A 12,468-nucleotide genomic window follows, 5' to 3' on the forward strand; every position below is an offset into this window, starting at 1 on the left:
GAGAATCATGGCTAAGATTATTGAAATTCATAAAGGCGAAAGCGGCTGGGGTGGCCCTCTGTTTTTAGTGCCGACACCAGGCAAAAAAATTATCTACGTTACCGCAGGAACGCGTCCGGCCATTGTTGACCGTCTGCATCAGCTGACCGGATGGGAAACCGTCGATGCATTTAAAGAGGGCGAACCTCCCGCTGAAGAGATCGGCGTGGCAGTTATTGACTGCGGCGGTACCCTGCGCTGCGGTCTCTATCCGAAACGACGCATCCCGACCATCAATATTCATGCCACCGGTAAATCCGGCCCGCTGGCGCAGTTTATTACCGAGGACATTTATGTCTCTGGCGTCCGCCCGGATGACATCCAGATACAGGCAGATAACAGCGCCCCTGCCCCGCAGGTTACCGCGACTGAACAGGCCACAGCGACCAAACAGACCGACTACGACACCACGAAGAAGATCACAGAACAGAGTGATGGCCTGCTGGCCAAAGTCGGTATGGGGATGGGGTCAGTCGTCGCGGTCTTTTTCCAGGCCGGGCGTGAAACCATTGATACGGTATTGAAAACCATCCTGCCGTTTATGGCATTCGTCTCCGCACTGATTGGGATCATTATCGCTTCCGGTCTGGGGGATTTGATCGCCCACGGTCTGACTCCTCTGGCGAACAGCCCTATCGGGCTGGTGACGCTGGCGCTGATCTGTTCTTTCCCTTTGCTGTCACCGTTCCTTGGTCCGGGCGCTGTTATTGCTCAGGTAATCGGCGTGCTGGTAGGTGTGCAGATCGGCCAGGGCACGATACCTCCTCATCTGGCCCTGCCCGCGCTTTTTGCCATTAACTCGCAGGCTGCCTGCGACTTTATCCCTGTGGGTCTGTCACTGGCTGAAGCTCGCCAGGAGACGGTACGCGTTGGTGTGCCATCGGTGCTGGTTGGTCGTTTTCTTACCGGTGCCCCAGCCGTGCTGCTGGCCTGGGCAGTATCCGGCTTTATTTATCAGTAACTGACGGAGTGATGATGAAAACTGTGTATGAATCCACCTTTATTGCCGTCGGCGGCTGTGCTGGCGAAGCACTTGATGACCACTTTTTGATTACCTTCGGCGAGGGCGCACCTGGAGATGTGGCGGATTACTGTTTTATCCACCGTCCGGAAGTGCGCGGCACGGCCCCTCTCGTGGCCGGAACTGTTATCACCATTGGCGAATATAGCTGGCCGGTGACCGCAGTAGGTGAAGTTGCAGAGCTAAATCTGCGAGAGCTGGGCCATATCACCGTGAAATTTGACGGTGCAACCGCAGCAGAATTCCCGGGAACAGTTCATGTAGCAGGCCTGACGCCTGCGGGGATTGAACCTGGTCAGAAGTTTCGCGTTTTAAGTCATTAACAGGAGAATTCAATGGATCAGGTTGCAGTAGTTATCGGTGGTGGTCAGACGCTGGGCGCTTACCTGTGTAAAGGGCTTGCCGGAGATGGTTATAAGGTTGCCGTTGCCGACCTGAATATAGGCAATGCTCAGGCCATAGCGGCGGAGATTAATCAGACCCTGGGCAAAAATGTGGCGACGGGATTCCAGGTAGATGCCACCAATGAGGGAAGCGTGGCAGAGCTGGCCCGTGCAGTAGATGAGATATTTGGTCGTACCGATGTGCTGGTTTACAGTGCCGGGGTGGCGAAAGCGGCACCCATTACCCAGTTTATGCTGAATGATTTCGACCTGTCTTTACAGGTGAATCTGGTGGGCTACTTCCTGTGTGCAAGGGAGTTCGCCAAACTGATGATCCGAGATGGAGCGGGCGGCAGAATCATCCAGATCAACTCTAAATCTGGCAAAGTGGGTAGCAAACATAACGCCGGTTACAGCGCGGCCAAGTTTGGTGGCGTGGGGCTGACACAGTCGCTGGCTCTCGATTTAGCTGAATACGGCATTACCGTGCATTCGCTGATGTTAGGTAACCTGCTGAAGTCGCCTATGTTCCAGTCGCTACTCCCGCAGTATGCGGAGAAACTGGGCATTGAACCGGAAGCGGTTGAGCAGTATTACATCGATAAAGTTCCGTTAAAACGCGGCTGCGACTATCAGGATGTGCTTAACGTGCTGCTGTTCTACACCAGTGATAAAGCAGCCTATTGTACCGGGCAATCCATCAATGTGACCGGTGGACAGGTGATGTTCTGAGGCCAATCCGGCGGCTACGGCTGCCGGTTTTTTTATGGAGAGGATGATGAATTCAGTCAATATGTTTATCTGTGTGGCGGGTTTTGCCTGGCTGGGACAAATTGCCCTAGGCTGGTGGCAAATGAAGCGTTTTAACCACGCTCTGGCTCAACTCCCGACTCAGGATCGTATCGGGATTGGCCGTTCTTCGGGCCGCTTTAAACCGCGCTCGCTGCTGGTGATTAGCGTCAACAGTCGTAATATTATTACCGACAATTTTGTGATGAAAGGCATTTCAGTGTTCTCAACACCGCAAACCGATAGCTCGCTGTGCGGGTTGAATATTGAGAATCTTGTGCCAGCTCACATTTATCCCAACAATAAGGGGCTGCGCGCCGCGTTGGAGTTAGCCATTACAAACAAAGGGTGATATCTTTCATTTTGAAAGATTTCTCTTCCTTGTTTGCTGTGTTTGTGCGAATGCGAAAGGAATCTATCGGGCCTACGAAAGGGAATACAGGATGAAACCAATTCAGCGTCAAGCACTGATACTCGAATACTTGCAGGGTAAAGGGCGTACTACGGTTGAACAACTGAGCACGTATTTCAATACCACAGGTACCACTATCCGCAAAGACCTCTCCCACCTCCAGCAGCAGGGGGCGGTGATCCGCACTTACGGCGGCGTAATGCTGAATCGTGATGATGGCGACCAGCCTATCGACAGAAAAACCTTTATCAATTCCGACAAGAAAAAATTGATCGCCGCGTGCGCGGCAGAGTGGGTATTTGAAGGCGACTCACTGATTTTCGATGCTGGTAGCACCGTACAACAGATGGTTCCCCACCTTGCCAGATTCAATAATATCACCGTAATGACCAATAGCCTGACCATCGTCAATGAGCTGGTCGAGCTGAACAACGATCAGGTGATCCTGATGCCGGGCGGTACCTATCGTGGTACGTCGGCTTCATTTCACGGCAGCCTGGCAGAGGCAGCTTTCAGTCATTTCAATTTTGACAAACTGTTTATTGGCGCCGATGGCGTCGATCTTAACGCCGGCGTCACCACCTTTAATGAAGTGTTCGGTGTCAGCCAGGCGATGTGCCGTGCAGCACAAAAAATCATCCTGCTGGTCGATTCGTCTAAATTTGGCCGCAGAAGTCCTAATGTAGTGTGCAGCCTCGACACGGTAGATGTGCTGGTTACGGACAGTGGAATTGACGATGACGTGGCGTCGCAACTACGCGAACGCGGCATTGACGTAATTATTGCCGGAGACAAATAACCCATGCGCCAACTGTTAATCGAAGCAGCCCGAGAAACGCTGCAAACAGAAATTGATCAGCTTATCAACCTGCCAGCCCGGGTGGATAATGCTTTTACCGACGCCTGCGAAATGATGCTGGGATGCCGGGGAAAAGTGATCGTCAGCGGGATGGGAAAATCGGGGCATATCGGAAAAAAAATTGCCGCCACGCTGGCCAGTACCGGAACACCGGCATTTTACGTGCACCCTGCTGAGGCGCTGCATGGCGACCTGGGGATGATTGCCGCTGGTGACGTAGTGCTGCTGATCTCTTATTCAGGCCACGCTGCCGAGTTTCGCCGTATGATGCCGCTGCTGCGCGCACTGCCGGTGGGAATTATTGCCTTCACAGGTAATCCAGAGTCGCCGCTGGCGCAGGGCGCTGACCAGGTTATTGATATAAAGGTAGCACGCGAAGCTTGCCCGCTTGGCCTGGCTCCCACCTCTTCTGCCGTCTGTACGTTAATGATGGGCGATGCCATGGCTATCGCTTTGATGAAAGCGCGTAACTTTAGTGAGAACGACTATGCCCGCACTCACCCTGCCGGAAGTCTGGGCGCACGCCTGCTCTGCCGTGTGGGCGATATTATGCGTAGCGGCGAGAAGATAGCCCTGGTGCAGGATGATGCTTCGATCACCGACGCGCTATTTGAACTGACGCGTACCGGCCTGGGCCTGGTGGCCATTACCGACCAGAACCAAACCCTTCGCGGCGTATTTAGCGATGGTGACCTGCGCCGCTGGTTACTCAAGGGCGGCCAGATTTCCAGCGCCGTCGCCGATGCGATGACACCTGTTGGGTATAGCCTTTCCTCTACTCAACTGGCCTCTGAAGCGCTGGCCGCATTCCACGAAAAGAAAATATCCGCAGCCCCGGTACTTTCTGCGGATAACAAAGTGATCGGCGCACTGGCGATGCATGATATCCATGATGCAGGCTTATAGATGAGTGAGTAATGCCGTCCTGGCCGAGGATGCAGCGCCCCGATGTTATCGATTCCATTAACACTTTGATATCGGGGTTCGTTGTTGGAAAATACCCGGATTCCATATAATATGCCTGGCTGTAGCGCTAACAATTTCGCCCGAGAGCAGTCAATTTAATGGATAAGAAAAACACAGATATTGAAGTATTAAGAACGTTAGCAATCGTGTTCGTTTTCCTGGCCCATATTCCTGGCATTCTCAGCCCGGACTCGTTCTACTGGAAAATATTCAATATCAGCAGATTTGGCAGTGGCGTGGATCTGTTTTTTTGCGTTTCAGGATTTATAGTCACCAGGAGTTTGTTATCAAAAAACATGCACCTGATGTCCTTTAATGATTTCCGTCATGAAGCCAAACTATTCTATATAAAAAGAGCCTGGCGCTTACTCCCTGCCGCATTTTTCTGGATAGCCGTATCAATACTGCTGGCGCATTTACTGAAAAGTACAGGTGCCTTTATCTCTTTCAGAGCGATGTTGAAATCTGCATTTTTTGCCGCAACCCAGACTCAGAACATATTCTTCATGACGTGCAGGGATCATGGTGGATGTGGCAACCTTGGCATATACTGGAGCTTATCTCTGGAGAACCAGTTTTACCTGCTGCTTCCGCTAATACTCTACTTCTTCAACAATAAAAAACTCTGCTTTTTTATGCTTTTCGTGTTTATCATACAGTTCTTCCTGCCAAGAACTTTAGATAATCATACGCCCGTTGCATGGCCAATCCGTACGGACGCCATTTCGCTGGGCGTTATAATGGCTGTGATAAGCACCAAAGACCTTCATAACAAAATCAAACCAAAAATTCTCGACAACTCATTTATCCTGGGCTTAACATTTGTGATCCTGACTTTTTTACTGGCGGTGTTCACTAAACCAGAACCAATCGTATTTTTCCAGGTAGGCCTGACAGCGCTGATATCAGGTATATTTGTCTATATTGCCAGCTATAATAATAATTATTTTTCCGGCAACCGCATCGTTCGCTCATTTTGCGAATATATCGGCTCACGATCTTATTCATTATATTTAACCCACGTTATCGCTTTAGCCACCACCCGAGGCTTTTTCATAACGCATAATCCGGATTACTCTGCGATGGGAACCTTTGTCAGGCTCTGTTTCTTCTTCTCTCTCACTTTCCTGCTGACCGAGTTTAGCTACAGGTGTATAGAGAATAAATTCAGATACTCATGGAAGAAGAAAACGACCATTGATGGTTAGTTTTATCATTGCAAAACTATCATTCTGGCGTGGCGTAACGGATTCGCCACGCAACAGTGACCAGTATTCTTCGTTCCTTTCTACTATCCAGCGGGTTGTCTGCTGTTCATCTCTACTGATAGCTATGGATTTTCTTGCAGAAAATGGCTTCGTACAGGGAATGGCCGGATTTTAGACGTAAAAAAACCGCCTTTCGGGGCGGTTACGACATTGCTTACTGCTTGTTTTTATTCGTTTTAATCGGTACTGATAATATGGTGCCCGGGGCGGGACTTGAACCCGCACAGCCATAAGCCGAGGGATTTTAAATCCCTTGTGTCTACCGATTTCACCACCCGGGCTTGGGTGTTAATTGGAGGCGCGTCCCGGAGTCGAACCGAGGTAGACGGATTTGCAATCCGTAGCATGGCCACTCTGCCAACGCGCCTTTAATTCTTTTTGTCATCAGAGACTCATCTCTGACAACGTAATCTTTAGCAGGAAAACAATCTAAAATTCAAGTCTAACCACTTGATAAGTCTTAATTTTTAGTTTGCTACCATTCGCTAACGGACGCAATTATGGACTTGTTGGCTTATACCGTCAAGATCTATCTGCAACTTTTTTCACATCAATAAGTTAGGTGATTAAAGATTCAACAAAAGACGGTTCAGTTCCTACTTTTACAGCAACCTTCAAGCAATGTCTTCACAAACAGGGGCACTTTGCAGGATAACTCAAACTTTTACACGAGCCTCTAACATCAAGGTCAGTCAGACCGCCTCGTGGTTAAGCCTTCATCTTCTACTTATACCTGGTTTTGTTGTGGGCCTTCTTACCGTACAGACATCTATTGTCGCGGCTGGGTATCTGGCGGATTCCACTGTACCGATTAACGTAAGCAAGCATATGGTGTGTCTTAGCAAGTGGCATTGCCTGCTCTTAGTGCCATCAGTAATTACCCTGGCCGTTCAAGCGGTATTTCCACGCCCGCGGCCTGAAACCCGCCGCCAGCTCCCTTTTCTCACTCAGCTGCCCCTGCTCATTATACCGGTAGCGGCACCGCCCCGATGCGCTGACCCGCCCTTTCTCCTGGCGCTGCATCCGCACGATCTCCCCCTCCGCGGCGAACGCCGCCCTGCGGGTGCGCCCCAGCGTCAGGTTCAGGTTCGCGTCGTAGTCAAAGCGCGCACTCTCCCGGTGGATCCCCTGCAACTCAGCCTCAGTGACCTGGTCGTTAACGTCGTGCCGGTAGCGCATATCGCCCCACTTACCGTCACTTATCCGGGTAACGTTGTGCGCCCTGTCGTACTCATACCGGCGGTTCACCGCGCTGCCGGGCGGGGCCGCCTGCGGATGAGCCAGCCCCGGCTGACAGTTAAACAGCGTCGAGTCCCTTCCCGCCGCCTGGCTGAACAGCAGACCGTTTGCCGTGTAGTTATGCGCGAGCACAAACCCGCCGGCGCTGCGGCGTACGCTCTCCCGGCCAAGGGGATCGTATTCAAAGCTCAGGGGATGGTGGTGGTTTAACTGCGTTTTTTCCAGCCGTCCGGACGCCGCGTCATAGTGCAGGCTGAGCCGGAGGGTATCCAGGGACTGGTTAATCACCCGCCCTGTTTTCGCATCGCGCTGATACGTGACGGCCCGGCCGTTAATCCGTTCGCCGGTCAGCCCGCCCCGTTCGTCATAATTAAACTCCACGGTGGCGCTGCCGTTGACCGCCGTCGTCAGCCGCCCCTCCCGGTCGTAGGTAAAATCAACCCGCTCCTGCAGCGTGGAGACGTTCTCTTCCTCCAGCCAGTACAGCTCCTGCGCCAGCCGGTCGCCGGGCGTGTAGCGGTAAGTGACCGTCTGCCGGCCGCACCGCTTTCTCACCAGCCGCCCCGCGGCATCGTAAGCATAGCGCTGGCGGCGGCCGGTGAAATCCCGCTCCTCAACAACCTGTCCCTTTGCGTCGCGGATCAGGTAATAAGATTCGCCGCCGGCGTTCGTCAGGCCCGTCAGCCGCGTCAGACGATCGTAATGATACGAGACGGTTTTTCCGTCCGGCCGCCGCCTCGACAGCAGCAGGTCGAAAGCCCCGTACTGACAGGTGCTTTCCCTGCCCTCGCCGTCGGTCTGCTTCCGGATGCGCCCCTCGCTGTCATAACGGATCTGCTGCCGGGATCCGTCCGGGTACGTCACCCCGGTCACGCTCTGCCCCGGCCTGGCGTGCGCAGCGCTGTGTGGCTGGATTTGAGACGGGCGCACATCTCACCGTTAAAATAACCGAGGGCTGTATTGTGATTATTAAAGACAGTGATGACGCGGATGAACTGAAGCGTGAACAGGAAACTTCGCCAGCAACTGCGGGATATTAAGCTGGCTAACCGGAATATGAAGAACGCCGCTAAAGCGGCGCTCCGGGGGATCAGGGTTTAAGGCAGTAGCAAGCTGGAAAATATAAAATAGCCGGAGGGAATGGGGAATATTTCCCGGTATGCGCCTATTAATATTTACTTATATAACTCATTAGATTACTCCAGAAATCAGCATCCAATATACTCTCTTTACCTAGATTTAATTTCCCACCCATATCCACATAAAGATTAATATCTATATCCGTAGGGTTAAAACCTATTGCCATCAAATAAATGAATAATCCTTCATATGCCATCTCATATTCATCATGCTCCACAAAATAACAAACTTCACGTGTTATTTCTTCATCAATTTCTTTTTAATATTTATCAAGCAATTCAAGAATAGAATTTTTTCATACCACAGTATGATTAATTATTATCAATGCATTTCATATTCAACACTCACTATAGTATCGGGTTGGGGGTTACATTTATAGAATATGCAGTTGATATCTGCCCTGCGTATGTCGGATGTCCTGCTGGATAAAAATCGACCCTAATTTCGATTCCATCTCTACCCCCTGTCACATATGGTGAATTCCATTTACCCACTCCCGAAATAGAACCGGGATCTGTATCAACATCTGTCACATGATGCAAAATATCAATATCACTCCAAACTACAGTTAAACCATTCCCGTCTTTAAAATGATATTGTCATGTTTATTTAATCGGCTATTATTGGAAGTGGATGTTCACCCGCATATCGGCATGGACGGGATAACGGCGAACTGTATCTGGCCGAGGACTGGCTGGCGCAGTGCTGCCTTATCGGACAACCCTGGAGATCAATGTGATGCCCGGTAAGGTGGTAATTCGGATACAGCTGATAAATATGCAGCCATAACAACATATAAAAAATAACCGGGAAAATCTTTTTGGGATCTTCCCTGTTTTTATTTATGGCGACTTCCTCAGCGCTTTTTAATTACTTGCTGCCCCAGAGATTGCTATTCAACCTAATTCAATAACCTGACCGCCATGAAGAAAAATCAGAAACATATATTTCATTAAATATCATATCACTAGGTATACTTTCAATGCTGTCCCCGATTTCATTATAAGGTGATGGCAATATAAGCGAGAAACCAAAATCATCGTCAATAATGACTGATCCATTAAATATACGTTGTTTTTCAGTTAGAGCAATAACCTCTCTCATTGATTGCCCTGTATGCAATATATTTTTATACTTCCCTTTATATTTTTGATTGCAACCTATTGAGAAGATTAAGCCTTCATGATCAGTTGCGATAGTTATAGTCTTATTTAGTATATATGCATTCTTTTTACTCCCGTCAGGAAGAGAGTATTCCTTAACATCAACCTTAAAAATAGAATAAATCTCATCTATATATGAAGATATGTTTCTATTCAGGTTAATATTTCCTAATGAACAACCGGATATTATTTCAGCATTAAAGTCTATCATATTACAAACCACCATTTATTAACGCACCATCAATATATATCGGGGAGTCTTTTATTAGATCGTAGTTTTTAAATTCACCATGACCGATCCTTCCAAAGACAATATCCTCACCATTGTTTACTTTATAAATCTTCCAGTAATCATTGCCATGAATATTCGGCTGACTTGCATTTCCTCCTGGGTGATAATCTAGTTTATATGTTGCCCCGGATTTAGTAGTACGTACATATTGAGTATGTTGAATCGCATCGGGTCTTCCTGCTTGAGGATAATGTCTAGTCCAACCACGGCTAGTCATGAACGCATCAACATCCGCAGGTTTTTTACCTGATAATTTATCAACCCACCTTTGTGTAATTTTATCTTTTCTAGAAAAACCTTTAGGGACACTACATGCCGTTAACCCCAGCGGATCAATCCACCCCAGCGGATTATGCACATACCCGTACGGGTTTATCCCCCCCGCCAGCCCTATTGGATCCGGACTGATATACTGCGCCGTATCCGGGTCATAATACCTGAACCGGTTGTAGTGTAAACCCGACTCATCGTCTTCGTACTGCCCGGGAAAACGCCACTGGCACCCCGCACGCACCTCATCGTTTGCCGCAAATCCCCAGAGCCGGCTGCGGCCCCACGTGGTGCTGCGCGCAAACCATACCGCCTTGCCCTCCTCGCTTAACAGCTCCCGCACGCTTCCCAGGTGGTCGCTCACCACGTAGTGCAGCCTTCCCCTTTCGTAGCGCGCAAACGGGCTCACCGCCCCGGGCTGATACAGCCACCGGATGCGACCGTCATCCGCCGGCGTGCCGTCCGCATACAGCGGGGTCTCCTCCACCATCTGTTCGCCGCACCAGAAGTAATCGTAACCGGCCGTTCGCCGCCCCTCCCCCCGCGCCACCTCCGCATCCTCACCCGCGTGCGGCGTCAGCGGGAGACGCCGTTCATCAGCGCCGCCGCCGGGAATAACCTCAAACTTCCGGATGCGCCGGCCAAACGCATCATACTCATAGCGCCAGCGTCGCCGCTCCGGCGTCAGCAGCTCCGCCAGCTGCCCCTGCCCGTTCCAGCGGTATTTCCACACCCGCGGCCTGAAACCCGCCGCCAGCTCCCTTTTCTCACTCAGCTGCCCCTGCTCATTATACCGGTAGCGGCACCGCCCCGACGCGCTGACGCGCCCTTTCTCCTGGCGCTGCATCCGCACGATCTCCCCCTCCGCGGCGAACGCCGCCCTGCGGGTGCGCTCCAGCGTCAGGTTCAGGTTCGCGTCGTAGTCAAAGCGCGCACTCTCCCGGTGGATGCCCTGCACCTCAGCCTCAGTGACCTGGTCGTTAACGTCGCGCCGGTAGCGCATATCGCCCCACTTACCGTCACTTATCCGGGTAACGTTGTGCGCCCGGTCGTACTCATACCGGCGGTTCACCGCGCTGCCGGCCAGGGCCGCCTGCGGATGAGCCAGCCCCGGCCTGGCGTGCGCAGCGCTGTGTGGCGGGGTTTGAGACGGGCGCACCTCTCACCGTTAAAATAACCGACAGTTGTATTGTGCTGGTTCTGGACAGTGATGAAGTGAACGACCTGAAGCATGGGCAGGAAGCGCTACGCCAGCAACTGCGGGATATTAAGCTGGCTAACCGCGATATGAAGAACGCCGCTAAAGTGGTGCTATGGGGGATCAGGGTTTAATGAGGTGAATAAATAAAAATAGTCGGAAAAATCAGAAGGCTCCTTCCGGCTCAAATTTTACTTTATGTATATATCACACCCTTGAAATGTTAGAGTTTTTAACTCTATCCTGACACTCCATACATTGCCATTAAAGTTCAATTTAATATATCTTTTTCTTGGGATAACTCTAAAAAACAGAAGTCAACACATTGCCAATTTATAACATCCACTTTATTTAAAAATTGACCAATTAATTTAATCACGATGACATTATAATCTTCACCCCAAACACCCCACTTATTTATTTCTACTTCAGGCCTCTGAATGACATGTATATTTATAGATATTCGATCTGCCAAATCCAAACCTAATAATACTGGTTCTTGCAACCCTTTAGGGAAAAGTTTCTCTAAAAATTTGTTATGTTCTGCTGCTTGGCTCGTCTAACGAGCAGGCACCGATTAACAACACGCGGTTAATGGAACGGTTTAAAGCGTTGGCCCAGTGCCAACCGGAAGAACAGGAGACTGTGATCAAGTTGATCGATGCGGTGATTGTGAAGCACCGCGTTGAATCGGCCATACGGCCTGTTGACCAGAAAAAGAGCTGAGAGAGATAAGCGATCTGTAGCGCGGCGCTGATGTGCTACCAACACACCAACGCCGCTCACCACAAGCAACTATTCGAGGTAGTTATCATGGCTAAGCGTGATTCTAAGTCAGGCACCCCCGTAAATAAAGCCCCCAAGACAACACGCCACTACACTGTGGGCTATACGCCCAACCGAGGTATCAAGAAGCCCGCGCCACAGCTGATTATCAAGGGGTATTGGCTGGAATAACTGGGTTTTTTAACCGGCCAGCCAGTCACGGTAAATATTGAGCAGGGGCGATTGATTACTCAAGCGGAGGGCAATGTATGAACGGAAGCACTATTATACAGACAACCATAGGCGGGTTTATTCCTGAGCTGATTATCGATGGTGAGGATATTATCAAGGCGGGGTTTGTGGCGGTAGCGGTATTTAAGATAGAGCCGTACCAGGATAGGTTGGTAATAACGTTGGTTTCTGATGAGGAAGAGATTGAGCGGTTATTATTGGCGAGGGACGCTCACCCGCATATCGGCATGGACGGGATACGGGATAACGGTGAGCTGTATCTGGCCCGGGACTGGCTGACGCAGTGCGGCCTGACTTGGCAACCGCTGGCGATCAGCGTGATGCCCGGTAAGGTGGTGATTCAAGCACAGCAAAGGATAACTCAGCATAACATGTATTAATCCAAGCCAACGGAGCAATCATAATAAATTGC

General features: G+C 50.4%; 13 protein-coding genes, 2 tRNA genes and 1 pseudogene. 10 read left to right on the top strand and 6 right to left on the bottom strand.

Annotated features, from left to right (window positions below; all coding sequences use genetic code 11):
* Nucleotides 1-7: 7 nt before the first annotated feature.
* From srlE to GN242_RS13015, 7 genes are all read left to right on the top strand, one after another.
* Entirely contained in the window at nucleotides 8-1,000 is a 993-nt protein-coding gene (gene srlE, locus GN242_RS12985) for a PTS glucitol/sorbitol transporter subunit IIB (RefSeq protein WP_154750705.1), read from the top strand.
* 14 nt (nucleotides 1,001-1,014) lie between these two features.
* On the top strand, nucleotides 1,015-1,383 hold the full coding sequence (locus tag GN242_RS12990) for a PTS glucitol/sorbitol transporter subunit IIA (protein WP_154750704.1): 369 nt from the start codon (nucleotides 1,015-1,017) through the stop codon (nucleotides 1,381-1,383).
* A 12-nt stretch (nucleotides 1,384-1,395) separates the two neighbouring features.
* A complete protein-coding gene (srlD, locus tag GN242_RS12995; RefSeq protein WP_154750703.1) occupies nucleotides 1,396-2,175 on the top strand; it encodes a sorbitol-6-phosphate dehydrogenase in 780 nt (259 codons plus the stop codon).
* A 43-nt stretch (nucleotides 2,176-2,218) separates the two neighbouring features.
* A complete protein-coding gene (locus GN242_RS13000; protein WP_231617094.1) occupies nucleotides 2,219-2,584 on the top strand; it encodes a transcriptional regulator GutM in 366 nt (121 codons plus the stop codon).
* Nucleotides 2,585-2,675: 91 nt separating this feature from the next.
* The gene (gene srlR, locus GN242_RS13005) at nucleotides 2,676-3,443 is read left to right on the top strand and encodes a glucitol operon DNA-binding transcriptional repressor SrlR (protein WP_154750702.1); all 768 of its coding nucleotides are present in this window, start codon (nucleotides 2,676-2,678) and stop codon (nucleotides 3,441-3,443) included.
* A gap of 3 nt (nucleotides 3,444-3,446) precedes the next feature.
* A complete protein-coding gene (locus GN242_RS13010) occupies nucleotides 3,447-4,409 on the top strand; it encodes a KpsF/GutQ family sugar-phosphate isomerase (protein WP_154750701.1) in 963 nt (320 codons plus the stop codon).
* A gap of 158 nt (nucleotides 4,410-4,567) precedes the next feature.
* On the top strand, nucleotides 4,568-5,677 hold the full coding sequence (locus GN242_RS13015) for an acyltransferase family protein (RefSeq protein WP_156287621.1): 1,110 nt from the start codon (nucleotides 4,568-4,570) through the stop codon (nucleotides 5,675-5,677).
* A 255-nt stretch (nucleotides 5,678-5,932) separates the two neighbouring features.
* Here the strand turns inward: GN242_RS13015 and GN242_RS13020 are convergent.
* The 6 genes from GN242_RS13020 to GN242_RS13045 form a co-directional block, all read right to left on the bottom strand.
* A tRNA-Leu gene (locus GN242_RS13020) sits at nucleotides 5,933-6,018 on the bottom strand.
* A 12-nt stretch (nucleotides 6,019-6,030) separates the two neighbouring features.
* Nucleotides 6,031-6,104: transfer RNA gene (locus tag GN242_RS13025), tRNA-Cys, on the bottom strand.
* Between the two features lie 503 nt (nucleotides 6,105-6,607).
* Nucleotides 6,608-7,849, bottom strand: coding sequence for an RHS repeat protein (locus GN242_RS13030; RefSeq protein ID WP_197094730.1), 1,242 nt, complete (start codon nucleotides 7,847-7,849; stop codon nucleotides 6,608-6,610).
* Nucleotides 7,850-8,144: 295 nt separating this feature from the next.
* The gene (locus tag GN242_RS13035) at nucleotides 8,145-8,312 is read right to left on the bottom strand and encodes a hypothetical protein (protein WP_231617095.1); all 168 of its coding nucleotides are present in this window, start codon (nucleotides 8,310-8,312) and stop codon (nucleotides 8,145-8,147) included.
* A 710-nt stretch (nucleotides 8,313-9,022) separates the two neighbouring features.
* A complete protein-coding gene (locus GN242_RS13040) occupies nucleotides 9,023-9,490 on the bottom strand; it encodes a hypothetical protein (protein ID WP_154754633.1) in 468 nt (155 codons plus the stop codon).
* Between the two features lies 1 nt (nucleotide 9,491).
* A complete protein-coding gene (locus tag GN242_RS13045; protein WP_156287623.1) occupies nucleotides 9,492-11,000 on the bottom strand; it encodes an RHS repeat-associated core domain-containing protein in 1,509 nt (502 codons plus the stop codon).
* Between the two features lie 32 nt (nucleotides 11,001-11,032).
* Here GN242_RS13045 and GN242_RS13050 point away from each other — a divergent pair, with 32 nt between their 5' ends.
* The 3 genes and pseudogenes from GN242_RS13050 to GN242_RS13060 all read left to right on the top strand — a co-directional run bounded on the left by GN242_RS13050 (nucleotide 11,033) and on the right by GN242_RS13060 (nucleotide 12,436).
* On the top strand, nucleotides 11,033-11,173 hold the full coding sequence (locus GN242_RS13050; RefSeq protein WP_156287624.1) for a hypothetical protein: 141 nt from the start codon (nucleotides 11,033-11,035) through the stop codon (nucleotides 11,171-11,173).
* 409 nt (nucleotides 11,174-11,582) lie between these two features.
* A pseudogene (locus tag GN242_RS13055) lies at nucleotides 11,583-11,765 on the top strand (helix-turn-helix domain-containing protein); the annotation flags it as partial.
* Nucleotides 11,766-12,073: 308 nt separating this feature from the next.
* Nucleotides 12,074-12,436 carry a SymE family type I addiction module toxin gene (locus tag GN242_RS13060; RefSeq protein ID WP_156287625.1) on the top strand — a complete coding sequence of 121 codons (363 nt, stop codon included), beginning with the start codon at nucleotides 12,074-12,076 and terminating at the stop codon, nucleotides 12,434-12,436.
* Nucleotides 12,437-12,468: the final 32 nt, after the last annotated feature.

Source organism: Erwinia sorbitola (assembly GCF_009738185.1).
Lineage (GTDB): Bacteria > Pseudomonadota > Gammaproteobacteria > Enterobacterales > Enterobacteriaceae > Erwinia > Erwinia sorbitola.

What these genes read in the sequence shown, in the direction of transcription:
- GN242_RS13000 (WP_231617094.1), top strand. Translation starts at nt 2,219, where the DNA reads ATGATGAATTCAGTCAATATGTTTATCTGTGTGGCGGGTTTTGCCTGG.
- GN242_RS13060 (WP_156287625.1), top strand. Translation starts at nt 12,074, where the DNA reads ATGAACGGAAGCACTATTATACAGACAACCATAGGCGGGTTTATTCCT.
- srlD (WP_154750703.1), top strand. Translation starts at nt 1,396, where the DNA reads ATGGATCAGGTTGCAGTAGTTATCGGTGGTGGTCAGACGCTGGGCGCT.
- GN242_RS13015 (WP_156287621.1), top strand. Translation starts at nt 4,568, where the DNA reads ATGGATAAGAAAAACACAGATATTGAAGTATTAAGAACGTTAGCAATC.
- GN242_RS12990 (WP_154750704.1), top strand. Translation starts at nt 1,015, where the DNA reads ATGAAAACTGTGTATGAATCCACCTTTATTGCCGTCGGCGGCTGTGCT.
- GN242_RS13040 (WP_154754633.1), bottom strand. Translation starts at nt 9,490, where the DNA reads ATGATAGACTTTAATGCTGAAATAATATCCGGTTGTTCATTAGGAAAT.
- GN242_RS13035 (WP_231617095.1), bottom strand. Translation starts at nt 8,312, where the DNA reads ATGGCATATGAAGGATTATTCATTTATTTGATGGCAATAGGTTTTAAC.
- srlR (WP_154750702.1), top strand. Translation starts at nt 2,676, where the DNA reads ATGAAACCAATTCAGCGTCAAGCACTGATACTCGAATACTTGCAGGGT.
- srlE (WP_154750705.1), top strand. Translation starts at nt 8, where the DNA reads ATGGCTAAGATTATTGAAATTCATAAAGGCGAAAGCGGCTGGGGTGGC.
- GN242_RS13010 (WP_154750701.1), top strand. Translation starts at nt 3,447, where the DNA reads ATGCGCCAACTGTTAATCGAAGCAGCCCGAGAAACGCTGCAAACAGAA.